Origin of the sequence: Streptococcus oralis (assembly GCF_964238205.1) — a bacterium.
Classification (GTDB): Bacteria; Bacillota; Bacilli; order Lactobacillales; family Streptococcaceae; genus Streptococcus; species Streptococcus oralis_CZ.
Genome location: NZ_CAXSLF010000004.1, coordinates 131473 through 157618, shown reverse-complemented (window position 1 = coordinate 157618; position 26146 = coordinate 131473). Strand labels below are relative to the sequence as shown.

At 40.7% G+C, this 26146-nt stretch carries 21 protein-coding genes; 19 read left to right on the top strand and 2 right to left on the bottom strand.

Going from position 1 to position 26146, the window contains the following annotated elements; all coding sequences use genetic code 11:
* Positions 1-80 precede the first annotated feature (80 nt).
* The 6 genes from purD to purB all read left to right on the top strand — a co-directional run bounded on the left by purD (position 81) and on the right by purB (position 5657).
* Positions 81-1346, top strand: coding sequence for a phosphoribosylamine--glycine ligase (gene purD, locus ACESOD_RS07095; protein WP_373094649.1), 1266 nt, complete (start codon positions 81-83; stop codon positions 1344-1346).
* 202 nt (positions 1347-1548) lie between these two features.
* Positions 1549-2037 (top strand): 5-(carboxyamino)imidazole ribonucleotide mutase, encoded by a 489-nt coding sequence (purE, locus tag ACESOD_RS07090; RefSeq protein ID WP_045762511.1) that lies wholly within the window; start codon positions 1549-1551, stop codon positions 2035-2037.
* On the top strand, positions 2024-3115 hold the full coding sequence (gene purK, locus ACESOD_RS07085; RefSeq protein WP_373094646.1) for a 5-(carboxyamino)imidazole ribonucleotide synthase: 1092 nt from the start codon (positions 2024-2026) through the stop codon (positions 3113-3115). Before purE ends, purK begins: the two co-directional genes overlap by 14 nt.
* Positions 3116-4066 (top strand): ketopantoate reductase family protein, encoded by a 951-nt coding sequence (locus tag ACESOD_RS07080; RefSeq protein ID WP_373094644.1) that lies wholly within the window; start codon positions 3116-3118, stop codon positions 4064-4066.
* A gap of 9 nt (positions 4067-4075) precedes the next feature.
* A complete protein-coding gene (locus ACESOD_RS07075) occupies positions 4076-4303 on the top strand; it encodes a phosphoribosylaminoimidazole carboxylase (RefSeq protein WP_373094642.1) in 228 nt (75 codons plus the stop codon).
* A gap of 55 nt (positions 4304-4358) precedes the next feature.
* Positions 4359-5657: an adenylosuccinate lyase gene (gene purB / locus ACESOD_RS07070; protein WP_373094640.1), complete on the top strand. Its 1299-nt coding sequence runs from the start codon at positions 4359-4361 to the stop codon at positions 5655-5657.
* Between the two features lie 46 nt (positions 5658-5703).
* Here the strand turns inward: purB and strH are convergent, their stop codons facing one another.
* Positions 5704-9531 (bottom strand): LPXTG-anchored beta-N-acetylhexosaminidase StrH, encoded by a 3828-nt coding sequence (strH, locus tag ACESOD_RS07065; protein WP_373094638.1) that lies wholly within the window; start codon positions 9529-9531, stop codon positions 5704-5706.
* A gap of 271 nt (positions 9532-9802) precedes the next feature.
* On the bottom strand, positions 9803-10519 hold the full coding sequence (locus ACESOD_RS07060) for a GntR family transcriptional regulator (protein WP_301559247.1): 717 nt from the start codon (positions 10517-10519) through the stop codon (positions 9803-9805).
* Positions 10520-10843: 324 nt separating this feature from the next.
* Here ACESOD_RS07060 and ACESOD_RS07055 point away from each other — a divergent pair, with 324 nt between their 5' ends.
* The 13 genes from ACESOD_RS07055 to ACESOD_RS06995 all read left to right on the top strand — a co-directional run bounded on the left by ACESOD_RS07055 (position 10844) and on the right by ACESOD_RS06995 (position 26132).
* Positions 10844-12631, top strand: a complete 1788-nt coding sequence (locus ACESOD_RS07055; RefSeq protein WP_373094636.1) for a glycoside hydrolase family 35 protein — start codon at positions 10844-10846, stop codon at positions 12629-12631.
* Positions 12628-13104, top strand: coding sequence for a PTS system mannose/fructose/N-acetylgalactosamine-transporter subunit IIB (locus tag ACESOD_RS07050; protein WP_070458000.1), 477 nt, complete (start codon positions 12628-12630; stop codon positions 13102-13104). Before ACESOD_RS07055 ends, ACESOD_RS07050 begins: the two co-directional genes overlap by 4 nt.
* A 26-nt stretch (positions 13105-13130) precedes the next feature.
* The gene (locus ACESOD_RS07045; RefSeq protein WP_373094634.1) at positions 13131-14036 is read left to right on the top strand and encodes a PTS mannose/fructose/sorbose/N-acetylgalactosamine transporter subunit IIC; all 906 of its coding nucleotides are present in this window, start codon (positions 13131-13133) and stop codon (positions 14034-14036) included.
* Positions 14023-14844 carry a PTS system mannose/fructose/sorbose family transporter subunit IID gene (locus ACESOD_RS07040; protein ID WP_373094633.1) on the top strand — a complete coding sequence of 274 codons (822 nt, stop codon included), beginning with the start codon at positions 14023-14025 and terminating at the stop codon, positions 14842-14844. The genes ACESOD_RS07045 and ACESOD_RS07040 overlap by 14 nt, the downstream gene beginning before the upstream one ends.
* A 3-nt stretch (positions 14845-14847) precedes the next feature.
* A complete protein-coding gene (locus tag ACESOD_RS07035) occupies positions 14848-15252 on the top strand; it encodes a PTS sugar transporter subunit IIA (RefSeq protein WP_373094632.1) in 405 nt (134 codons plus the stop codon).
* Between the two features lie 224 nt (positions 15253-15476).
* On the top strand, positions 15477-16643 hold the full coding sequence (locus ACESOD_RS07030; RefSeq protein ID WP_373094631.1) for an SIS domain-containing protein: 1167 nt from the start codon (positions 15477-15479) through the stop codon (positions 16641-16643).
* 10 nt (positions 16644-16653) lie between these two features.
* The gene (lacD, locus tag ACESOD_RS07025) at positions 16654-17649 is read left to right on the top strand and encodes a tagatose-bisphosphate aldolase (RefSeq protein ID WP_373094630.1); all 996 of its coding nucleotides are present in this window, start codon (positions 16654-16656) and stop codon (positions 17647-17649) included.
* 146 nt (positions 17650-17795) lie between these two features.
* Entirely contained in the window at positions 17796-18833 is a 1038-nt protein-coding gene (locus ACESOD_RS07020) for an aldose epimerase family protein (RefSeq protein WP_373094629.1), read from the top strand.
* 355 nt (positions 18834-19188) lie between these two features.
* Positions 19189-20064 (top strand): CatB-related O-acetyltransferase, encoded by an 876-nt coding sequence (locus ACESOD_RS07015; protein ID WP_373094628.1) that lies wholly within the window; start codon positions 19189-19191, stop codon positions 20062-20064.
* A 68-nt stretch (positions 20065-20132) separates the two neighbouring features.
* Positions 20133-22226, top strand: coding sequence for a glycosyltransferase (locus ACESOD_RS07010; RefSeq protein ID WP_373094627.1), 2094 nt, complete (start codon positions 20133-20135; stop codon positions 22224-22226).
* A gap of 2 nt (positions 22227-22228) precedes the next feature.
* Positions 22229-23104: a DapH/DapD/GlmU-related protein gene (locus ACESOD_RS07005; RefSeq protein ID WP_373094626.1), complete on the top strand. Its 876-nt coding sequence runs from the start codon at positions 22229-22231 to the stop codon at positions 23102-23104.
* 312 nt (positions 23105-23416) lie between these two features.
* Complete coding sequence (locus tag ACESOD_RS07000; RefSeq protein ID WP_373094625.1) at positions 23417-24904, top strand: glycosyltransferase; 1488 nt, start codon at positions 23417-23419, stop codon at positions 24902-24904.
* Positions 24905-24911: 7 nt separating this feature from the next.
* On the top strand, positions 24912-26132 hold the full coding sequence (locus ACESOD_RS06995) for a hypothetical protein (RefSeq protein ID WP_373094624.1): 1221 nt from the start codon (positions 24912-24914) through the stop codon (positions 26130-26132).
* The last annotated feature ends 14 nt before the right edge of the window (positions 26133-26146 follow it).

Below are 26146 nucleotides of genomic sequence, written 5' to 3'. Positions count from 1 at the left end.
TTAAAAAGCTGAACGAAACAAGATTAAAACGAACGTTTATGGTATAATGTTAGTAAATAATTCGCAAAAGAGGTTGAGAGATGAAACTGTTGGTTGTTGGCTCAGGTGGTCGTGAGCATGCGATTGCTAAGAAATTATTAGAGTCTAAAGACGTTGAGAAAGTTTTCGTGGCACCTGGAAATGACGGTATGACCTTAGATGGACTTGATTTGGTAAATATCTCTATTTCCGAACATTCTAAGTTGATCGACTTCGCAAAAGTCAACGATATTGCTTGGACCTTTATCGGTCCAGATGATGCCCTTGCTGCTGGAATCGTGGATGATTTCAATGCAGCTGGGCTCAAGGCTTTTGGTCCGACAAAAGCTGCGGCTGAGCTGGAGTGGTCCAAGGATTTTGCTAAGGAAATCATGGTCAAGTACGACGTTCCGACAGGGGCCTATGGGACCTTTTCAGACTTCAAGGAAGCTAAGGCTTACATCGAGGGAAAAGGCGCTCCAATAGTCGTCAAGGCAGATGGTTTGGCCCTTGGGAAAGGTGTCGTTGTTGCGGAGACAGTTGAGCAAGCAGTTGAAGTCGCTCATGAGATGCTTTTGGACAATAAATTCGGTGATTCAGGCGCGCGCGTGGTCATCGAGGAATTCCTTGACGGGGAAGAGTTCTCTCTCTTTGCCTTTGTCAATGGAGACAAGTTCTATATCATGCCAACGGCTCAGGACCACAAACGTGCTTATGATGGCGACAAGGGTCCTAACACTGGTGGGATGGGTGCCTATGCACCAGTTCCTCACTTACCACAGAGCGTGGTTGACACAGCGGTTGACACCATTGTCAAGCCAGTTCTTGAAGGCATGATCAAAGAAGGTCGTCCGTATCTTGGTGTCCTTTACGCGGGGCTTATCTTGACAACTGATGGACCGAAAGTCATCGAGTTCAACTCACGCTTTGGAGATCCAGAAACGCAAATCATCTTGCCTCGTTTGACATCTGACTTTGCAGAAAACATCACTGACATTTTGGATGGCAAAGAGCCAGCCATCACTTGGACGGACAAGGGTGTGACACTAGGTGTGGTTGTAGCCTCAAATGGCTATCCACTCGCTTATGAGAAGGGTGTCAAGCTTCCAGCTAAGACAGAAGGTGACATCATCACTTACTATGCCGGTGCAAAATTCGCTGAAAATAGCCAAGACCTCCTCTCAAACGGCGGACGTGTCTACATGCTCGTCACAACAGCAGACACCGTCAAAGATGGCCAAAACATTATCTACAACGAACTCAACAAACAAAACACAGAAGGGTTGTTCTACCGAAATGACATTGGTAGTAAAGCAATCAAAGATTAACAGATATTATAGTTGTCATTGGCGAGCGAAAGCGAGCTAGAATAGGATAATGGTCGCCGTGGTGAAAGGACAGAACAGTGAATGTTCTGGTCGGGGGGGAACTTTGAGACCTTAGGCTCAAAGTTTAGGAATGAAACCGAAGGTTTGCTTCCGTCCCCACCACCTAAGACCATTATCAAAAAAGAAGAGGATATTATTAACTATGAAACCAGTAATTTCCATCATCATGGGATCAAAGTCCGACTGGGCAACCATGCAAAAAACAGCAGAAGTCTTAGACCGCTTCGGTGTAGCCTACGAAAAGAAAGTTGTTTCCGCACACCGTACACCAGACCTCATGTTCAAACATGCGGAAGAAGCACGTAGTCGAGGCATTAAAGTCATCATCGCTGGTGCGGGTGGCGCTGCCCACTTGCCAGGGATGGTTGCTGCAAAAACAACCCTTCCAGTCATTGGTGTGCCCGTCAAATCACGTGCGCTTAGCGGTGTGGATTCTCTCTACTCTATCGTTCAGATGCCGGGAGGCGTACCAGTCGCAACTATGGCTATAGGTGAAGCAGGTGCGACCAACGCTGCTCTCTTTGCCCTCCGTCTCCTCTCAGTAGAGGACCAGGCTATTGCGACAGCACTTGCTAATTTTGCTGAAGAACAAGGAAAAATCGCAGAGGAGTCTACAAATGAGCTCATCTAAAACAATCGGAATTATTGGTGGCGGTCAGCTTGGTCAGATGATGGCCATTTCTGCTATCTACATGGGTCACAAGGTTATCGCGTTAGATCCAGCAGCTGATTGCCCAGCCTCCCGTGTGGCGGAAATTATCGTGGCTCCTTACAACGATGTGGATGCTCTACGTCAGTTGGCAGATCGCTGTGATGTTCTCACTTACGAATTTGAAAATGTGGATGCCGACGGTTTGGATGCTGTTATCAAGGATGGGCAACTCCCTCAAGGGACAAACCTGCTTCGCATCTCCCAAAATCGCATTTTTGAAAAGGACTTTCTCTCAAACAAGGCCAAAGTCACCGTTGCACCTTACAAGGTTGTGACCTCAAGTCAAGACTTGGCAGTTATCGATCTATCGAAAAACTATGTCCTCAAGACGGCGACTGGTGGTTACGATGGCCATGGTCAGAAGGTCATTCGTTCGGAAGCAGACTTGGAAGAAGCCTATGCACTAGCTGATTCAGCAGACTGTGTCTTGGAAGAATTTGTCAACTTTGACTTTGAGATTTCTGTCATCGTGTCAGGAAATGGAAAGGATGTGACAGTTTTCCCAGTTCAGGAAAATATTCATCGCAACAACATTCTTTCAAAAACCATTGTGCCAGCTCGCATTTCTGAAAGTCTAGCAGACAAAGCCAAAGCTATGGCAGTGCGAATTGCTGAACAACTGAACCTTTCCGGAACTCTTTGCGTGGAAATGTTTGCGACTGCTGACGACATCATTGTCAATGAAATTGCACCACGTCCACACAACTCAGGCCACTACTCGATTGAAGCCTGCGACTTTTCTCAGTTTGACACTCATATCTTGGGCGTTCTGGGAGCACCATTGCCAGACATCAAACTACATGCACCAGCAGTCATGCTCAATGTTCTCGGCCAGCATGTCGAGGCTGCTGAAACATATGTGACAGAAAATCCAAGCGCTCACCTCCACTTATATGGTAAAATAGAAGCGAAGCACAACCGCAAGATGGGACACGTGACTTTGTTTAGTGATGAACCGGATGAGGTAGAGGAATTTGGGAAAGGGATTGATTTTTAAGTGAAAATAGCGATTCTAGGACTCGGAGTGATCGGGACCACTTATGCCTACGCCTTTCAAAAAGCAGGCCATCAAGTGGAACACGTACTGAGAGATAGTAAGAAAAACAATGCACCGAAGGAGTTGTCAGTTGATCTGCTAGATGGTCGCTATCATTCCAAAGGTGAGAACAATCATGATACTTATGAGGTTCATGTGGCAGAAGCTCATTCGGAATATGATTTTATTTTTCTCAGTGTGCGTCATGGACTTGTCAAAGAAGCTGTGGAAACCTTGCGAAAAAACAATATCAAAGGCACCCTTGTTTTCTTTTGTAATTTCTGGGATAATCGAAAAGAGGTCCAAGAGTGGGCAGGGGATTACGACTATATTTTGGCCTTTCCGACAGCGGGTGGTCATATACAGGAGAACCATTTGGATGGTGTCTTGTTCGACCATTTAATGCTAGAAGGTGAGCAAAAAGCACACATTTCTAACTATGCTGATCTGACGGCTTTACTAGTTTCTGCAGATTTGAAGTGGGAAGTGCCTCATGATATGGTCGAGTGGATTTGGATTCACATGGCGATTAACGCAGGTGTCACTTCGACAGCTGCTCGCTCAGGAAATTTGGAAAATCCAGAAGAACTGGCTTTGAACTTGATGAATAGTTCATCGGAATTATCATTGGCCATCAAGGCCATTCGAGAAGCTTTGAAAGTCGTAGAAGCGCGTGGCGTGAATTTGAAGCTTTACCAAGCAGAACTATTGCCATACAAAATTCCCGCTTGGATAGCCGGCAAGGCCATGAAAGTCATGTTTGCGAAAAATGAGCTGACCCGAAAAATTATGACTTTGCACAATGATAAACAGGACATCTTCTATTGTTGTCAAAGTGTTTATCAGACCGGTCAGGTGTTAGGTGTGAATATGCCTATTCTGGAAGCAAATATGAAGGGCATTTCGATTTAGGAGTTTTTTATGATACAACTCATTGTCAACGCATTTGTCGAAAAAGAGAAGACTGGAGCAGTCGTCGAAGTCTTGTATGCTAGTAGTGATCACGAAAAGGTGAAAGCTAAGTATGAAGAGTTTCTTGCTCAATATCCTGAAAACTATTTAGCTATCTATGATCTACCGTTAGATACGGATTTGAATACACTCGATCACTATCCATCTGTGTGGATTGGGAAAGAAGAATTTGAATAAAGTGATTGCCGCTTGCTAACTGATGTGAAACATCAAAAGAAAGGAAAATATAACAATGATCGAACGTTACTCTCGCCCTGAGATGGCGAACATTTGGAGTGAAGAAAATAAATACCGTGCTTGGCTTGAGGTGGAAATCTTGGCTGACGAGGCATGGGCTGAATTGGGAGAAATCCCTAAGGAAGATGTGGCTTTGATTCGCGAGAAGGCGGACTTTGACATCGACCGTATTTTGGAAATTGAGCAGGAGACTCGTCACGATGTGGTGGCTTTCACGCGTGCGGTTTCTGAGACGCTTGGTGAAGAGCGTAAGTGGGTCCACTATGGTTTGACTTCTACTGACGTAGTCGATACTGCCTACGGTTACCTTTACAAGCAGGCCAACGACATCATCCGCAAGGATCTTGAAAACTTCCTCAATATCATCGCTGACAAAGCGAAAGAACACAAGTTCACTATCATGATGGGGCGTACCCACGGTGTGCACGCTGAACCTACAACTTTTGGTCTAAAATTGGCGACTTGGTACAGCGAAATGAAACGTAACATCGAGCGTTTCGAGCATGCGGCTGCTGGCGTGGAAGCTGGTAAGATTTCTGGTGCGGTTGGTAACTTTGCCAACATCCCACCATTCGTTGAAAAATACGTCTGCGATAAATTGGGAATCCGTGCTCAAGAAATCTCTACACAGGTTCTTCCTCGTGACCTTCACGCTGAGTACTTTGCAGTTCTTGCTAGCATCGCAACTTCTATCGAGCGTATGGCGACTGAGATTCGTGGTCTTCAAAAATCAGAACAACGTGAAGTAGAAGAGTTCTTTGCAAAGGGTCAAAAAGGGTCTTCAGCAATGCCGCACAAACGTAACCCTATCGGTTCTGAAAACATGACAGGTCTTGCGCGTGTGATCCGTGGTCACATGGTAACAGCTTATGAAAATGTATCACTCTGGCACGAACGTGATATCTCTCACTCATCAGCTGAGCGGATCATTGCACCAGATACAACTATCTTGATTGACTACATGCTCAACCGTTTCGGAAACATCGTTAAGAACTTGACAGTCTTCCCAGAAAACATGATCCGCAACATGAACTCTACATTTGGTTTGATCTTCAGTCAACGTGCTATGCTTGCTTTGATTGAAAAAGGTATGACGCGTGAGCAAGCTTACGACCTTGTACAACCAAAGACAGCTCAATCATGGGATAACCAAGTAGACTTTAAACCACTTCTTGAAGCAGATCCAGAAGTGACTTCACGCCTGACTCAAGAAGAAATCGACGAAATCTTTAACCCAACTTACTATACCAAACGTGTGGATGAGATCTTCGAACGCATCGGTTTGGGTGACTAATAATCACAATAAAAAGCGAGACTTTTGTCCCGCTTTTTATTTGTGCTTAATCTTTTTTCTTGCTAAGTCCGTAAGCTGTGAGAGCAGTCATAAGACCAGTAGCAATCAACCATTCTGAACCTTGGCTTCCTGTTTCAGGAAGTTTATTTTCTTTTGCTACAGGAGCTGGACCTTGAGGAAGAGCTTTGTTTTCCTCAGCAGGAACAGTTGCTGGAGCTGGTTCATTTGGAATTTCTAGTTTTGGTTTTTCTTCAGCGATAGCTGCTTGACCATGTTCATCGCCGACATGAGTGACAGGATTTCCAACTTCGATCACTTGAGCGACTGGTTCTTGAGCGACAACACTTGTAACCAATGTTTTAACTTCAGATCCATCAGCAGCAGTAGTTACAGAGTAGAAATGGCTACGACGACCGTTGACACCTGCAGTTACTAGACGAGTTTGTCCCTTAGGTAGTGAAGGAGTCTCGCGAGTGATGGTTGTAAATGGAATTTCTTCATCTTCGATGACTACTCGAGGTTTATTTACAACAGGAGCTTGACCTTTTTCGTCTCCTACATGAGTTGTTAATGTTCCAACTTCGACAACTTGATTGACAGCTTCTTTCGTTACTTGTCTTTCAAGAACTGTTTCTGTTTGCTTGCCATTTTCAGTTACAACTGAAAGATAGATAGTCCGTTCACCTTTGACACCTTCAGTGATGACTTTCTCTTGTCCTGCTGGAAGGTTAGGATTTTCTTTCTTAACAATCTCAAACGGAATTTCTTCTGTCTTAACTAGAAGCTCTGGTCGGTTTTCAACTGCAGCAGCAGTTTCACTCTCATCGAGGCTTCCTGAGTGAGTGGCAGCTGGTTTAAGACCAAGTCTAGCAGCTTTGAGATTAGCTACAAGTGTGTCCAATTCAGCTTGTTTGTTACGATTGAGGTTGTAGTTAAGAGCGTCTTTAGCAGCCTTGAGAGCGTTGAGACTTTCTGTACTGTATCCTTCTAAGTTTTCAGGGATTTGAGCAAGTTCTTCGCGTAGTGCTTTGTAGTCAGCACGGAAGTAGTCTTTGTTGTGATCTGCAAAGGCAGTCATGAGTTCAAAGATTTCTTCTTCCTTGTATTCTGCGCTTGGTCTATCAGCCCAGATAGCTAACATACTACCAACAGTAGGTAGGTCAACTTCAGGATATTTAGTTGATGCTAACTGGTTAAATGGAGTTTTTTCAGTATTTTCAATAGCTTTCTTGAGGAAGCCACCGCCATCTTCTGGTTTTTGACCGAGAATGTAGTACCAATCTCCATTTGTGTTAAGGAATTTATAACCTTTGCTTGCTAGATATTGAGGAGACGCAAGGTTGTAACCCCACCAGCCTTTAGACCAGTAAGAGATGATAACGTCTTTATCAAACTCAACATCATCCTTGTCTTCATAGTAGAAGCCGTCGTTAAAGGCCATTGGTTGAAGACCTTTTTCTTTAGCCATGGCAGCTAGACTATTAGCGTATTCAGCAAATTTACCGTAGAGTCCATACCACTTGAGGTAGTACCAACCTTGAGCGTTGGTAGCGTCATTGGCATACTCATCTGTACCATAGTTAAAGATCTTAGTCTTGCCTGCAAAGAAGTCCATGTACTTGCCAATAAGGGCTTTTGTAAAGTTCATTGCTTCTTCGTTTTCAAGGTCCATAGTTGTTTTTGAAACCTTGTCAAAGTTAGCTTGAGGGTTTGCAATGCCTAATTTTTCCATAGCGACAAGCATAGCATCCATGTGACCTGGGCTATTGATAGCTGGGATCAATCCAATCCCTTTGTCCTTAGCATACTGGATAAGCTCAGTGATTTCAGCTTGGTTCAAAGTAGTTCCGTTAGGATCATCGTAGTAAGATTTTGTTCCTTCTATGATGGCCTTTTTCACATCGTCGCTTGCATAAGTCTTGCCGTTTGCTGAGATACTCATATCATCCAAGAGGAAGCGAAGTCCATCATTTCCAAGTAGCAAGTGGAGGTCAGAGTAGCCGAGCTCACTAGCCTTGTCAACGATACGTTTAAGTTGGTCTAGCGTGAAGTATTTACGACCAGCATCGATAGAGATGACCTTGTTCTTAGCTAGTTTTTCAACTTCACGTTTAGCATCTTCTTCTTTTTGAGCTTCTGGAGTGAAGGTCAAGTTGCTAACAGCTTCTTGGAGTTTTGCGATCGCTTGATCAATAGTATCTTGTTGAGCACGGCTGAGGTTGCTATCGAGAGCACGGATGGCTTTTTCAGCATCTTTAACGGCTGCAATACTTTCTTCTGTGTAGCGAGTAAGGTCTGTTGGAACTTCTTTCAGAGCTTGTTCAGCAGACTCGTAGTCAGCAGCGAAGTATTCAGCATTTGAGTTTGCGAATTGACGCATGAGTTTGAAGAGACGAGATGGAGAGTAGCGAGCAGATGGAGTATCAGCCCAAGCAGCTACCATACCACCGATAATAGGAACGTCAGCTCCTTCTGTTTTTGGTACAGAAGTAATCGGTGTGCTCTTAATACCGTTCAATCCTTGGTCCAGGTTGTACCAACCTTGTCCGTCGGCATTACGGCCGAGAACGTAGTACCAAGCATCGTTAGTATTGAGGATTTCGTGTCCTTTTTCAGCTAGTAATTTAGAAGAAGCGACATCGTAACCGCCCCAGCCACCAGTCCACATAGAGACGATGATGTCCTTGTCAAAGGTACCAAAACTTGTATCGCTATTATAGTAGATACCGTCGTTGAAGGCCATAGGTTTTAGACCGTGAGATTTGACGATACGAGCTAGGTCATTAGCATAGGCGATGAATTTGTCATAGCCCTTGTCTGGGAATCCATCTTCTGGATACCATTTATAGGCTTGAAGAACGCTCCATCCTTTAGCATCCGTAGCATCGTTAGCGTACTCATCCAAACCGATGTTGAAGATTTCAGACTTACCAGCAAAGTAGCCTGCATACTTGTCAATCAAAGCTTTTGTGAAGGCAACTGCTTTTTCATTGTCAAGGTCGACAGTACGTGCTGATTCTTTACCAAAATAGTTAAAGTTAGGCTTTTCAATACCCAGTTCTTTCATGGCATTGAGGATAGCGTCCATGTGACCAGGACTGTTAACAGATGGGATAAGTCCAATACCTTTATCTTTAGCATAGTTAATCAAGTCGGTCATTTGGCTTTCAGTTAGATGATTGCCGTTTGGATCGTTGTAGTAGGCATTTGTTCCATTTTCAATAGCACGTTTGACATCATCGCTTGCATAAGTCTTGTCCCCTACAGTTAGAGACATATCATCAAGCATAAAGCGCAAGCCATCATTGCCGACTAGGAGATGAAGATCAGTGTAGCCATAGTGTTTGGCTTTGTCGATGATTTCTTTCAATTGTTCAGGAGAGAAGTATTTACGCCCTGCATCGATTGAAACGATTTTCTTTTTAGCTAGTTTTTCATTGACTTGAGCTGCTTTCTCTGTAGCGACTACAGGAGCTTCAATTTTAGCAACTTCTTTGTTTTCTGCCTTTTCTGGTTCTGGCTGCTTAGCTTCTTCAGTTACTTCTGGTTTTGCTGGAGTTTCTTCAGTTGCAACAGTTTTTTCTACGATAGGTGCAGGAGTAGCTTCAACTTTTGGTGCTTCAGTGTTTGTTACAGGTGTCACTGGAACTGCAGGAACTACGGCTTCTGGTGTAGGACTAGTTTCAAGTTTTTCTTCGCTGGCCTGTGGAGACGATTCACCTGTAGCTTGGATAGTAGGTTGATTCTCTGTTGTAGTAGGTACGACTCCATCAGCGGCAACAGCTTGCGCATGAAAGGCAAAGCCGATCAAGACAGAAGCTGCTCCGATTGCGTATTTACGAATAGAGAAACGCTGTTTATTTTCTGGTTTCATTAAATAACCTCCTAATTTATTGTTTTGGTAGCGTTTTCACAAACTGATTCCATTGTATTATCTGAAACTAGTAAAGTCAAGTATTTTAATAAAATACCTATAAAAAATATAAGAAGTTATTTAATTTGAACTAATTTTCAATTTTTACTCTGTTTTTAGTAAAATTTCTCCAAATTATAGTTTAAAGTCATTTGATATTTCCTACTAAAAGCTAGCGTGCTATAATGAAAAACAGAAAAGCCTGAAACGATTGTCTCAGACTTTTTAATGTTTAGTGATCGCGACCACATGAGATAAATTTAATCTTATAGAAATCAGAACGTTTGTAAGTTTCAATGTATTCCAATACTTGGCCAGTTGACTCAAGTTTAGTTGTCTTGGTTTGGAGAACAGTTGGGAACTGAGAGTCGATTCCTAGGATAGAAGCAGCATGTTCTGGAGTTGGAAATACAATTTCATTGATTTCTTCAAAATGCTCGTCATTCATGTGAATGTGGTAGTCCAATTTGAAACGATTATAGATAGAACTATAGTATTCAAGATTTGGATAGTTTGCATTGATGTATTGTTCAGGGATATAAGATGTGTGGTAGATATAAGTAACACCGTTAGATTCACGGATACGTTCGATTTTGTAATAAAATTGATCGCCACGCAATCCCAATTTTTCTAAGTAGTTAAGATCGTTACCGCGTTCAATAGAAAGAACGGTGACTTTATCGTCCTTGGTTTCAAAAATTTCTACATCAGAAAATTCCACGAGTTTGTGCTTGCGAGCGCGAGCCACAAAGGTTCCTTTTCCTTGTTGGCGGACAATATAACCGTCTTTAGCAAGGTCGTTTAAGGCGCGAACAACAGTGATTGAACTTACGTCATACATTGAAATCAATTCTGCTTCAGTGTAGAACTTGTCGCCACTTGCAAATTGACCTGAAATGATTTTGTTTTTCAATTCATCTTTGATATATTGATACTTTGGAATTGCCATATTTTCACCTCATTTTTTCCTTCTCCATCTTCGATTTTACCATAAATAGTTTGAAAATGATAGTAAATAATGTAAAAAAATAAAATAATATTCTAAGCGATTGACTTACATATTATTTACGGTTAAAAACTCATACATTTATGCTATCTAGATCGAAAATATTTAAGAAAAAAAATTTTTACAAGAATTTTAGAAAACAATTCAGTAAAAAAAAGAAAAATTTTAAATAATTTTCGAAAAATCTATTGACAAGATGGATTCATTAGTTTATCATTTAATATAACAACAAATGAAAGCGCAAACGGAAAAGTATGGGGTGGTAAAATGACAAGGTTTAAAATTGAGGATGATTTTTACCTAGATGGGGAACCATTCAAAATTTTATCTGGTGCCATTCATTATTTTAGAATTCCTGAAGAAGACTGGTACCATTCATTGTACAATCTCAAGGCTTTAGGTTTTAACACTGTTGAAACCTACGTCGCTTGGAATTTGCATGAGCCAACTGAAGGAAACTTCAATTTTGAAGGCAATCTTGATATTGAAAAATTTCTTCAGACAGCTCAGGACTTAGGCTTGTATGCTATTGTTCGACCATCTCCCTTTATCTGTGCAGAGTGGGAATTCGGTGGTTTACCAGCATGGCTTTTAAATAAAGACATGCGAATCCGTTCTTCTGATCCAGCCTTTGTTGAAATGGTAGGACGTTACTACGATCATTTACTTCCGCGTCTTGTTTCAAGATTGTTGGACAATGGTGGTAATATCCTCATGATGCAGGTTGAAAATGAGTACGGTTCATACGGTGAGGACAAGACCTACTTGCGTGAGATTCGCCGATTGATGGAAGAACGTTCAGTGACTTGTCCGCTCTTTACATCTGATGGTCCATGGCGAGCAACTCTGAAAGCTGGTACCTTGATTGAAGATGATCTCTTTGTGACAGGGAACTTTGGTTCAAAAGCTAACTTTAACTTCTCGCAAATGCAAGAGTTCTTTGATGAGTATGGCAAGAAATGGCCACTCATGTGTATGGAATTCTGGGATGGATGGTTTAACCGATGGAAAGAACCAGTCATCACGCGTGAGCCAGAGGAGTTAGCAGAAGCCGTACATGAGGTGCTAGAGCAAGGCTCTATCAACCTTTACATGTTCCACGGTGGAACTAACTTTGGTTTTATGAATGGTTGTTCAGCTCGAGGAACCATCGATTTACCACAAGTAACATCTTATGATTATGACGCTCTCCTTAATGAAGCGGGCAATCCAACTGCTAAATACCTGGCAGTTAAGGAAATGATGGCGACTTACTATCCTGAGTATCCACAATTAGAGCCACTTTACAAAGAGAGTATGGAAGTCGAAAACATTCCACTGGTTGAGAAAGTTTCTCTCTTTGAAACCTTGGATAGCCTAACAAGTCCTATCGAGAGTCTCTATCCTAAGAAAATGGAAGAGTTGGGACAAAGCTATGGCTACCTACTCTATCGTACAGAAGCTAGCTGGGACGCAGAAGAAGAACGCATCCGTATCATTGATGGACGCGATAGAGCTCAGCTATTTGTAGATGGGAAATGGGTCGCAACTCAGTACCAGACTGAAATTGGAGAAGATATCTTCTATCAAGGAAAAAAGAAAGCGCTCTCTAGATTTGACGTCCTTATTGAAAATATGGGGCGTGTCAATTACGGGCATAAGTTCCTAGCAGATACACAACGAAAAGGGATTCGTACAGGTGTCTGCAAAGACCTACACTTTATGCTGAACTGGGAACACTATCCGCTTCCACTAGATAATCCTGAAAAGATTGATTTCTCAAAAGGATGGACAGAAGGACAACCTGCCTTTTACGCCTACGACTTTGAAGTTGAGGTGCCAAAGGATACCTACTTAGACTTATCTGAGTTTGGTAAAGGGATTGCCTATGTCAATGGCCATCATCTCGGACGTTTCTGGAATGTTGGTCCAACCTTATCGCTTTATATTCCGCACAGCTATCTCAAGGAAGGTGCTAACCGCATCATTATCTTTGAAACTGAAGGGGAGTATAAAGATCACATACATTTAACTCGTAAACCTACACTAAAACATATAAAGGGGGAAAATTTATGACAATTGTAGGATGCCGTATCGATGGACGTTTGATCCACGGACAAGTAGCAAACCTTTGGTCTGCTAAACTTAATGTTTCACGTATCATGGTCGTTGACAATGAAGTTGTTAACAACGATGTTGAAAAGAGCGGATTGAAACTTGCAACACCACCAGGTGTAAAACTTAGCATTTTGCCAGTTGAAAAAGCTGCAGCCAATATCCTTGCTGGTAAATACGATAGCCAACGTCTTTTGATTGTAGCACGCAAACCTGACCGTTTCCTCGGTTTGGTAGAAGCAGGTGTGCCACTTGAAACTGTCAATGTCGGCAACATGTCTCAAACACCAGAAACACGTGCGATCACACGTTCTATCAACGTTGTAGATAAAGACGTGGAAGATTTCCACAAATTGGCGGAAAAAGGTGTTAAACTTACTGCTCAAATGGTTCCAAATGATCCAGTTTCAGACTTTTTGAGCTTATTAAAATAGGAAAAAATTTTTAGGAGGTCATTGTTATGATACAATGGTGGCAAATTTTACTTCTCACTCTGTACTCAGCTTATCAAATCTGTGATGAGTTGACGATCGTTTCTTCTGCAGGTTCCCCTGTATTCGCTGGTTTCATTACTGGTTTGATCATGGGAGATTTGACAACTGGTTTGTTTATCGGTGGTAGCTTGCAGTTGTTCGTACTTGGGGTAGGTACCTTTGGTGGTGCTTCTCGTATCGACGCAACTTCTGGTGCGGTTCTTGCGACTGCTTTCTCAGTTTCACAAGGTATCGAAACTGACCTTGCGATCACTACAATCGCTGTACCAGTAGCGGCACTTTTGACTTACTTCGACGTACTTGGTCGTATGACTACTACATTCTTCGCACACCGTATTGATGCTGCGATCGAACGCTTTGACTACAAAGGAATCGAACGTAACTACCTTCTTGGTGCGCTTCCATGGGCTGCTTCTCGTGCCCTTCCAGTATTCTTCGCTCTTGCTTTTGGTGGAGAATTCGTACAAGCAGTTGTAAACTTTGTTAAAGAATTCCAATGGGTTGCAGACGGTTTGACTCTTGCAGGTCGTATGCTTCCAGGTCTTGGATTCGCTATCTTGCTTCGTTACCTTCCAGTTAAACGTAACCTTCACTACCTTGCTATGGGATTCGGTTTGACAGCTATGTTGACTGTACTTTACTCATACGTAACAGGTCTTGGTGGAGCAGTTGCTGGTCTCATTGGCACTCTTCCTGCTGACGTTGCTGAAAAAATTGGCTTTGCCAACAACTTCAAAGGTTTGTCTATGATCGGTGTCTCTATCGTAGGTATCTTCCTTGCAGTTGTTCACTTCAAGAACAGCCAGAAAGTTGCTGTAGCAGCACCTTCTACACCATCAGAAAGTGGGGAAATTGAAGATGACGAATTCTAATTACAAATTAACAAAAGAAGATTTTAATCAAATTAACAAACGTAGCTTGTTCACTTTCCAATTGGGATGGAACTACGAACGTATGCAAGCATCAGGTTACCTTTACATGATCTTGCCACAATTGCGTAAAATGTATGGAGATGGAACTCCTGAGTTGAAAGAAATGATGAAAGTTCATACTCAATTCTTCAACACTTCACCATTCTTCCACACAATCATCGCTGGTTTTGACCTTGCCATGGAAGAAAAAGATGGCGTTGACTCAAAAGATGCGGTTAACGGTATCAAGACAGGTTTGATGGGACCATTCGCTCCTCTTGGAGATACTATCTTTGGTTCACTTGTACCTGCTATCATGGGATCTATCGCTGCAACAATGGCTATCGCTGGTCAACCTTGGGGTATCTTCCTTTGGATTGCAGTTGCAGTAGCGTATGACATCTTCCGTTGGAAACAATTGGAATTTGCATACAAAGAAGGGGTTAACCTTATCAACAACATGCAAAGCACTTTGACAGCTTTGATTGAAGCTGCATCTGTTCTTGGTGTATTCATGATGGGTGCTCTTGTAGCAACAATGATCAACTTTGAAATTTCATATAAATTGCCAATCGGTGAGAAAATGATTGACTTCCAAGATATCTTGAACTCAATCTTCCCACGCTTGCTTCCAGCAATCTTCACAGCATTCATCTTCTGGTTGCTTGGTAAGAAAGGTATGAACTCAACTAAAGCAATCGGTATCATCATTGCTCTTGCTGTTGGACTTTCATTCATCGGTAAATTCTTACTTGGAATGGGCGCATAATTTATGACTAAATCATTAATTTTAGTGAGTCATGGACGTTTTTGTGAAGAACTTAAAGGTAGCACAGAAATGATTATGGGTCCACAGGAAAATATTCATGCAGTTGCTCTTCTTCCAGAAGATGGACCAGAAGATTTCACTGCGAAATTTGAAGCCGCTGTCGAAGGTTTGGATGATTTCCTAGTCTTTGCTGACCTCCTTGGTGGAACACCATGTAATGTGGTGAGCCGTCTGATTATGGAAGGTCGTGACATTGAACTTTATGCAGGAATGAATCTTCCAATGGTTATCGAATTTATCAATGCGAGTCTAACTGGCGCTGATGCAGATTATAAGAGTCGTGCTTCAGAAAGCATTGTCAAAGTTAATGATTTATTGGCAAGCTTCGATGACGATGAAGATGAATAATACTCTTCAAAAATCAAATTCAAACCACGTCAGCTTCGCCTTGCCGTACTTGAGTACAGCCTTCGGCTAGCTTCCTAGTTTGCTCTTTGATTTTCATTGAGTATACGATGTGACAACGTGAAAACCGTTAGAGCATTTTATATAGAATATACATGGGAATGGGGCTTACTCCCATTCCCATATTTTAAATAAAAAACAATATAATAATAGATTAGAGGGACTCAATGCTAGATTATACAAAAGAAGAATTGCTTGAGTTGGGGGCAGAAATCACAACTCGCGAAATTTACCAACAACCAGACGTTTGGCAAGAAGCTTTTGAAGCTTATCAAGCACGACGTGATGAAATTGCAGCCTTCTTGCAAGGAATTGCTGATAAACATGACTACATCAAGGTTATCCTGACTGGTGCTGGAACTTCTGCTTATGTAGGTGATACTCTCGTTCCTTACTTCAAGGAAGTTTATGATGAACGTAAATGGAATTTTAATGCTATTGCGACAACTGATATCGTAGCAAACCCACAAACTTATTTAAAAAAAGATGTGGCGACTGTTTTGGTATCATTCGCGCGTAGCGGGAACTCACCTGAGAGTGTGGCAACAGTTGACTTGGCTAAGGCCTTGGTTGATGAACTTTATCAAGTAACTATCACATGTGCGGCTGAAGGGAAATTGGCTCTTCAAGCGCATGGTGATGACCGCAACCTCTTGTTGCTACAACCAGCTGCTTCTAACGATGCTGGCTTTGCTATGACTTCAAGCTTCACTTCAATGATGTTGACAGCACTTTTGGTATTTGATCCAACAGAATTTGCTGTTAAAGCTGAACGTTTTGAAGTGCTATCTAGTTTAGCTCGTAAAGTACTTGACAATGTAGCAGATGTCAAAGAGTTGGTTGACCTAGACTTTAATCGAGTGATTTATCTAGGTGCGGGCCCATTCTTCGGACTTGCTCAAGAAGCACAGCTTAAAATTTTGGAATTGACTGCTGGTCAGGTTGCGACTATGTATGAAAGCCCAGTTGGCTTCCGTCACGGTCCAAAATCTCTTATCAATGAAGATACTGTCGTTTTGGTCTTTGGTACTACAACAGATTATACTCGTAAGTATGACTTAGACTTGGTTCGTGAAGTTGCAGGTGACAAAATTGCTCGTCGTGTTGTTCTCTTGAGTGACCAAGCCTTTGGACTTGAAAATGTTAAGGAAGTAGCGCTTGGCTGCGGTGGCGTTTTGAATGATGTTTACCGTGTCTTCCCTTATATCGTTTACGGTCAGTTATTTGCTCTTTTGACTTCGCTTAAAGTTGGTAACAGACCAGATACACCATCACCTACAGGTACAGTGAACCGTGTTGTTCAAGGTGTCATTATTCACGAATTTGAAAAATAAGGAAGAATCTATGAGTAAATTAACATTAAGCCCAAATAAACTTGCTTGCTTGCAAAAACTCTCAGACGAAAATGGTATCATCTCAGCTCTTGCTTTTGACCAACGTGGTGCTTTGAAACGCCTCATGGCTCAATACCAGACAGAAGAGCCAACAGTTACTCAAATGGAAGAACTTAAAGTGTTGGTAGCGGATGAATTGACTAAATACGCTTCATCTATGCTTCTTGACCCTGAGTATGGACTTCCAGCGACTAAAGCTCTTGCTCCAAATGCTGGTCTTCTCCTTGCTTATGAGAAAACTGGATACGATACAACAAGCACAAAACGCTTGCCAGACTGCTTGGATGTTTGGTCTGCAAAACGTATCAAGGAACAAGGTGCAGATGCTGTTAAGTTCTTGCTTTACTATGACGTAGATAGCTCTGACGAACTCAACCAACAAAAACAAGCCTACATTGAACGTATTGGTTCTGAGTGTGTGGCTGAAGACATTCCATTCTTCCTTGAAATTCTTGCTTACGATGAAAAGATTGCTGATGCAGGTTCTGCTGAATACGCTAAAGTAAAACCACACAAGGTTATCGGTGCGATGAAAGTCTTCTCAGACCCACGCTTTAACATCGATGTTTTGAAAGTGGAAGTTCCAGTCAATGTGAAATACGTTGAAGGATTTGGGGATGGTGAAATTGTTCATACACGTGAAGAAGCAGTTGCTTTCTTCAAAGCTCAAGATGAAGCTACTAATCTTCCTTACATCTACTTGAGTGCTGGCGTGTCAGCTAAGCTCTTCCAAGAAACTCTTGTATTTGCTCACGAATCAGGTGCAAACTTCAATGGTGTTCTTTGTGGACGTGCTACATGGGCAGGATCAGTTGAAGCTTACATCAAAGACGGTGAAGCAGCCGCTCGCGAATGGCTCCGTACAACTGGTTTTGAGAACATCGATGAACTCAATAAAGTACTTCAAACAACAGCTACTTCATGGACTGAACGTGTAGAAGCATAGAATAGAAATAGAAGGAATTACTTTTGTTAAGAAAATATTTATGGTTTCTTGACAAAGGTGTCTGTAAATCATAAAATAAAACCATAGAACGTGAATGCGCTTTCTATGGTTTGTTTACTTAATTGAAATAGAAAAAGGAGAGAAGGATGAAAGCATACACAGAACGTGTATTTGGGAAAGTTGATGGCAAGGATATCCTCGCTTACCGTTTTGAAACGGAGGCAGGTTATCAACTGGAAATCATGACTTATGGAGCCACAATTCTACGCTATGTAACTCCAGATAAGGCTGGCAATTTTGCCAATGTTATTCTTGGTTTTGATGATTTTGAAAGCTATGTGGGCAATAGCCCTAAACATGGAGCAAGTGTAGGTCCAGTTGCAGGTCGTATCGCAGGTGCAACATTTGAACTCAATGGGAAGACCTATGAACTCGAAGTTAACAATGCTAGCAACTGTAACCACAGTGGCTCAACTGGTTGGGATTCTAGCTTGTTTGAGCTAGTCGAAGTGAGTGACCATGGTTTGACTCTTTACACAGAAAGAGCAGACGGTACAGGAGGTTTCCCTGGAAATCTTAAGATCTGGATTAGTTACAACATGGAAGAAAGTGGTGCCTACGAGGTTAGTTACAAGGTAACGACAGACCAGGATACCTTGGTCAATCCAACTAACCATAGCTACTTTAACTTGTCAGGTGATTTCACTCAGACAGTTGACCGCCATGTTTTCCAACTGAATACAGAGGGTATCTATCCAATAGCTCCTGATGGTGTTCCAGCTAAAACCCCAGATGCTAACCGTGATGTGGTCAAACATATCTATAATGGTGCCTTGTTGAAGGATATCTTTGCAGAAGAAGATGAGCAAATCCAACTCGTATCTGGTTTGGACCATCCATTTGCGCTTCCTGCAGGACATGACAATACTGGATTCCTCTATGACCAAGGTTCAGGTCGCTTCTTGCTCTTCAAGACAGAGGCTCCTTGCTTTGTGGTCTACACAGCAAACTTTGTGGACGAGAGTGTCATCATCGCTGGTCAGCCAATGATTCAGCACAATGGAATTGCTCTAGAAGCGCAAGCTTTACCAGATGCTATTCATAGCGATCTTAAAGATCAAGTCATCCTCAAAGCAGGCCAAACTTTCACTAGCAAAACTCGTTACGAGCTTGTCGTGAAATAATGATTATTCTTTGAGTAAACCTAGACTTTAATCGTTAGTTATTTACTAGCTGTTAGAGTTTAGGTTTTTTGATTCTTGAAAAATAAGGAAATAATCTAAAGTTTAGAAGATAATTCTATATATCAAATATTTTTACTGAATAAAGAGGATTGACTTATATTGATAGTTCAATGCTGAAATAATATCTAATAGATTTATTTATATGATAGCTCTTTTGCTAAAAATAAGGTATAATTATAATGGAATAAATCTAGGCTTTTGACTAAAAAATACTAGATTTTTATAAAGATTTTTGGGAAAAAACTCTCTATAGAGACTCGTGTTCTTGGTCGAAGTTATAAGGGGAAGATTAGCAATGGTATCAGTATCTGGAAAATTCTGTATATTTTCACATAAAAATAAACAACATCAGCGCTTTTTTCAACTTTTACCTGATGGTCAAATCAAGGATATTGGTGGAACCGGTCATGATAATGAGCGGTTTTGGCATATGCAGGAGAATAAGCTTCAACTATTTTCTAGCTCGAAAGAGTTGACGGCGGTTTTTGACTGTTGTTATGAGGAAGTAGGCTATTCCTATTGGGAAGGTCTGCATCAGGGAACGATTCCTCTGGAAATTCGTATCTATGATTCGCGTTCAGATCTGTTTGATTACCTAACGAAATTTACCAGTCGCTATTTGATTGACTATGGGTCCTTAACAGTGGGCAATCATACTTATGGTATTCCTCAATTAGTTGATTATGATCATGGAGGCCAGGTCATTATTGGTGATTATTGTTCTATTGGACAAAATGTTCAATTTGTAACAGCAAATCATGATGTGGAATTGATTACTACTTATCCATTTAAGAGTTTGGAGTTGTTTTACACAGACAAGCCCCTGGATATGACGGATGACCACATATTGAAGATTCCTACTCGTGTTGGGAATGATGTTTGGATTGGAAACAATGTTCAGATTATGGCAGGGGTAGCTATTGGAGATGGAGCGGTGATAGCAACAGGTGCTGTAGTAACCAAGGATGTGGAACCCTATGCTATTGTTGGAGGAAATCCTGCTAAGCTTATTCGTTACCGAATAACAGATTCTACTGCCCGTAAGCAAATGCAAGAAATTGCCTGGTGGAACTGGTCAGAGGAATTGATTGCTGAGAGGCTGGATAAAATCATGAGTAAAGATATTTCAGCTTTCATCAAAGGATTTCTTCCACAAACTAGAGAAAGCTAGTAGTGAGTTGGGAATCTACGGGAGAGCCGTTTCCCTAACTTAAGAATAGTACAAAGAGAAATATAAAAATGACAGAAAAAATTAGTGTAATTGTACCCGTATATAACGTTGAAAAATACCTTAGACAGTGTTTGGATAGCATTCTTAGTCAAACCTATCAAAATTTAGAGATACTGATTATCAATGATGGCTCAACTGATGGAAGTGATGCGATTTGTCGAGAGTATCTTAAAAAGGATGAACGAATTTCCTATCATATTAAGGAAAATTCTGGAATTTCTGACACAAGAAATGTTGGACTACAACTGACATCTGGCGAATATGTGACCTTTGTTGATTCAGATGATTGGATAGAGAAAAACTATGTAGAAGAATTGTATAACAAGTTAATAACTTATAACGCAGATATAGCGATAGCTAATTATTATCTCTATAATGATGCAGAGAGTCTCTTTTATTTCTTTATGGGAGAGCAGGATTATTATGAGCGCCTCTATACCCCTGTGCAGCTAATTGATGGACTTTATGAGAAAAAATTTAATAAGAGTCTTGCACTTATATCTGCTTGGGGAAAACTTTACAAACGTTCCTTGTTTGATGAGTTATTATTTCCAAAGGGACGAATAGGGGAAGATGGTTTCTTTAATTTGAAGGCTTTTTTGATCTGTGAGAGAGTGGTCTATCTAAATAAGGGTTTATATGCTTATCGGGAACGCTCTGGAAGCCTCTCTCGTACTTGGACGGATGACTGGATGTCTGCCTTGGTTTATGCGATGGAGGAACGATTGGCGCTTTTAGCTAGTCGAGGTTATCCTCTTGAAAAACATATTAATGTTTATCGAACGATGCTAAAATCATGTCTGGAGAATGGTAGGCTTCATGGTTTAGAGAGTAGTGAGACTTATCGTCAAATTAAAGAGAAAAATCATGTATTAAGTTATGTGCCAAAATCGCAAACTGAACCGCAACATGCCATTGTACTTGCAGCTAATTATCCTTATGTGGACCAAGTGCTAGCAACTATTAAATCAGTTCTCTATCATCATAGAAATATTCGTTTCTATCTGATTAACGGTGATTTTCCGCAGGAGTGGTTTACGGGGATCAATCGGCATTTACAGTGCCTGGATAGTGAAATTATTAACTGTCGAGTAAGTATGGAGCAGATTCAACAGTATAAGACAGATATTTCCTATACCGTTTTCCTTCGCTATTTTGTCCCTGATTTTGTCAAGGAGGACCGTGTCATATATATGGACTGTGATATGGTGGTGACAGGACCTCTAGATGAGCTCTTTTCACTTGACTTAGAAGGTCATCCTATCGCAGCAGTTAGAGACCACGGAGGACGTGTTTTCTATAATCGTGAGATCTTTAATGCAGGATTTTTAGTCATTGACAATGCTTATTGGAAGGCAAAACAAATGAGTCAATACCTGATTGAGATGACGAATAAATGGCATGATAAGGTAGATCAGGCAGACCAATCTATTCTCAATATGGTGTTTGAAAATAATTGGTTGGAATTACCTTTTGATTTTAACCATGTGGTTCTTCATAGTCATTTTACCAGCTACCAGATTCCAAATGGGCAGTCTTATCCTAAGGTTATCCATTATTTATCTCACAGGAAGCCTTGGTTTCCACTGGCTGCACAAACCTATCGTGATGTTTGGTGGTTTTATGCTCAATTGGACTGGTCAGAAGTCTCAGAGAATATTGGTTTAGAACCTCTTCGTGAGACGATGCTTTATCCTGAAGGCAGACCCTTTACCTGTCTCATTTACACAAGTATGGCAGAAATACCACATTTGGAAGACTTCATTCGAGCACTTCCGCAAGTAAACTTTAAAATAGCAGCTCGTGTGCATGTAGCAGACAGTTTAGCAAGATTGATAAGGTATTCTAATGTAACAGTTTATTCTGGAATTAGTGAATTGCATGGACTAGATGATGAATTGGTTATGACAAGCAATGTACTATTAGATATCAACCCAGGAGAAAAAACGATTGAAATTCTGGATCGTTTTAGTCGAGATCATAAACCAATCTTGGCATTCCAAGACTTAAAATCAACTGAGCATGGTCAACGACTTTTTGCAAGAGAGAACTGGCAAGAGCTAGCAAGATCTATTGATAAGATTAGAAAAGGAGAGGACTAACGATGGTGGACTTTCACAAAGTAGGGGAGTATCAACATATTGAAATTGCTTCTACAGCTAATGTAGAAATAGGACAGGATGTCACTATACGTTCTTTTGTAAGTGTAGAGGTGGGACATGGAGCGACTCTAAAGCTAGGAAATCGCGTTTTTTTCAATGATCATTGTACAATTCGTTGTGGGAAATACATAGAGATTGGAAAAGATACCATGTTTGGAGATGGTGTACGTATTTTTGATCATAATCACCAGTATTCAAATTATCATGTGGAAAAAATCAGTTTTAATACTGGGCCAGTTATCATAGGAAAAAACTGCTGGATTGGCTCTAATGTTGTCATTCTTAAAGGGGTAACTATTGGCGATAATGTTATCATCGGTGCAGGAGCAGTCATCCATAAGGATATTCCAAGTAATTCAATCGTATTCAGCAAGGAAGAGTTGGTGATAAAGGAACGTCCTCAGTTGGATTATCATGTGTTTACTTTAACGGCTTCGGATACCCTAGAAAATTTAACTTATCTTGTGGAAAATTTACCTGAGGTAGCCTTTCATATTGCAGCAAAAACAAATGTTTCGGATTGTTTAGAGGCCTTTAATGCTTATGACAATGTCACTCTTTATACAAATGTTCACCATGGTGACATTATCGAAGATTTATTAGAAAAAGCAGATATTTACTTAGATATCAATCATTGGGGACAGGTTGATGAGATTGTCGACCGTGCCATTGCTAAGGGGAAAACTGTGCTGGCCTTTGATAATGTAGCCCATCGAGCAGAACTCCTTGATAAAGTGTTTGCTCATGAAGAACCGCAAAAAATGGTAGATGAGATTCGACAGATTTTATTAATCAATAGAGAAGAAAATAAACGTTAGATAAAAGGAATATAAAATCGATTTTTATTTAGATATCAATCATTTTAATGAAATTATGAATATCACTCAGGAGATTCATAAATTAGGGAAACCGATCTTTGCTTTTGATAATACTAGTAAGGATCAAACAGGAGGAAGTCAGATTTTTTCTTCACAAACTCCTGAAACGATGGTAGTAGCGATAAAAGCTTACCTCAATTCGTTAGATAAATGAGAAAGTTTTAGTAGATAATCTAATCATTCGTTAGTTCACTTCTTTTATGGAGTCTATGATTTGATGCTTGTGATTAGAGTTTAGTTTGGAGTTAAAGAATGCTTTACACTTTTAATCTTATGGTTGGTTTAGAACCAAATGGTGTAGATGTTGCTCAAGCATATCGTGGGAAGGTTTTTCGCGACTTGGACCTTCCTGCCAGTTTTGTTTTTACACAGGTCCCTCCTCGATTTAAATGGGACTATTACCTTTCTTTGGGTCATCTTGAGGAAGAAATCCTATTAGCACATATGTTGTTGACAGATCAGCGTGATATGAGTTTAGGGATCCGTATAGATGATATGAAGCAGCTCTTACAGCTGACCGCTGAATATAAGGAAAATAATCACGAGTTGAGTTTTCAAGAACAAGATGGTGTGACTACCATTCTACATAAAAACAGTCTAAAATCGGATTATGTGGATTATGTAGATTATTATGTATTTGGTCGTTTACTTCGTAGAGAACATTATGGTAAGAAAAAGCTGTTCACAGAATTTTTTACAGCAGTGGATACTGGATTTGGTCTAGAAGCTAGAGTTGTTCGCCGACTGTTTCATAATAGAGATGGTTCAGTAGCCTTTGAAGAGATTAAGAAAGAACCTGGTGAGAATACTGAAGCAGTTTATCGGTGTGGAGGGGAGTGGTTCTATAGTGAGTCTGAATTTTTAGAGCGAGCCTTATCAGAGTTGCAGTTTAGTAAAGAGGATCATGTATTTCTTGATCGGCTAGAGAATCTTCCCTTCACATCACCTCTTTTACGTTTAAAAGGAGAAGCAAGATTATCCTGTGTTGTGCACTCCATCCATCATTGGGGAGATCAGATCAATTCTGAATACTATCACCTTTTTCAATATGCCGAAGAATTTGATGATATTTTAGTATCAACACAAGCACAAAAGGAAGAATTAGAAGGGCATTTAGGATTACTAGGAAAAACTGGTCAAGTTCGCGTTCTTCCAGTAGCTGCCCTAGAACAGTTGCAATTAGCTGATGAACGAAAACCTTATACTGTGATGATTGCCGCGCGGTTTGAACGCCGAAAACGATTAGACTTAGCAATCAAAGCCATCGTTGCTTTTCATGAAATTTGTCCAGATGTCAACTTAGATATCTATGGTCAAGGGATGCTATGGCAGGATATTGAAGCAGAGATTGCCAATCTAGGAGCACAAAATTATATCCATCTTAAGGGGCATCAGACAATTTCAAACCGTTTCAAAGAGTATGAACTTTACCTGGCTACCTCGGAATGGGAAACTTTTGGTATAACTTTGTTAGAAGCAATTGGTTCTGGACAAGCTCTTGTTGGTTTAGATGTACCTTATGGAAATCAGACATTTATTCAAGAGGGTAAAAATGGTTATTTAGTTCCTTTTGATGCTCGTTCGGATGAGGAAATTGTGGTTGATTTAACAAAAGCTTTAGAGAAAGCCTTCAAACAAATCAAACAGTTCAGGGAAGGCTCTTATCGCTTGGCTGAAGAATATTTATCAGACTGCATAACAAAAAAATGGTATGAATTGTTGACTAGAGAATGGGAATAAAAAAGAAATGATGTATTATTATCTGACGAGGGAATGGTCTTCAGATGACGATCGCCTAAAAAAAGATTTAGAACTCATGGGGATGGATCTGAAACCATTAATGATTAACAATATTTTTACTAGTTTTTTTTCTAATCATGAAAATTCAAGTCCCTTACACATGACTCAACTTCCCTTACCTCGATTTTGGGAGGTTCTTTCTACAGGTGATATCGTTGCGGAAGGAAATAAAAAAGGGAAGATTTTCTGTTATCCTCAGTGGCCACAAATGGTGGAGGTAGTCGAATGGTATGATAACAAAGGTGTTTGTTGTGCCAGAGATCATTACGATTTATCGGGAACTTGTTTTCATAGAGAAATTTGGAGTGGTGGGAAAAAAGAGATAGACATTTATGGTCAGGAAAATCAAGAGCAACTCTATCTTTTTTCATCTCATAATCGTGCACTTTATCGAGAGGCAAACGGTCAGGAACAGGGGCTTTCTTCAATTGATGAAGCAAGAAAACTGATTTTAGATAAACAATTATCTACAGGTGATTGTTTAGTATTATCAGATATAAGCTTACTTAGGGAGATACCTAACTTCTCATCTAATCAGTTAGTATTTTATATGAGAGAAGAGTTATCCGCGGAAGATATTTCGTATCTAAAAGATCGTTGTGGGAAACTACTGACTCGAGATTTGAAATTAAAGATAGACAATATGAATCTTCCCCTGATTTATCTACCAACGTTTCTTGGCGCCTTTAGGGAGTTTCATCCGCATATTTTAATTTTGACAGATACGCAAGAACTAGAGCAAATTGAAGTCCTTGTATCTGCCCTACCGAATTTTGAATTTCATATTGCTGCTTTAACAGTAATGGGAGGGCGCCTGCTAGATCTGGATTGTCATGCAAATGTTCATCTCTACCCAGGTCTGTCTAGAGAGATATATGAGAAACTTTTACAAACGTGTAGCATTTATCTGGATATTTCTCATGCGCAGGAAATACTTGATGGTAGCCGTGCAGCTCTTGAAAATGGCATGATCCTTTATGCTTTTAAGGAAACGTGTCACCAGCCAGAGTTTTATGCTACTGACCATGTGTTTCCAAGGGATTGTATCGCAGAGATGATTGACGAACTATCCCAACTTGCAAATCCAGAAAAATATCAATCTGCTTATGATAAACAAAAGATGAATCCGTGCTTAGTGACCAGGGAAGAATTGAAGTTACTTCTTTAAATGACGAATAAATA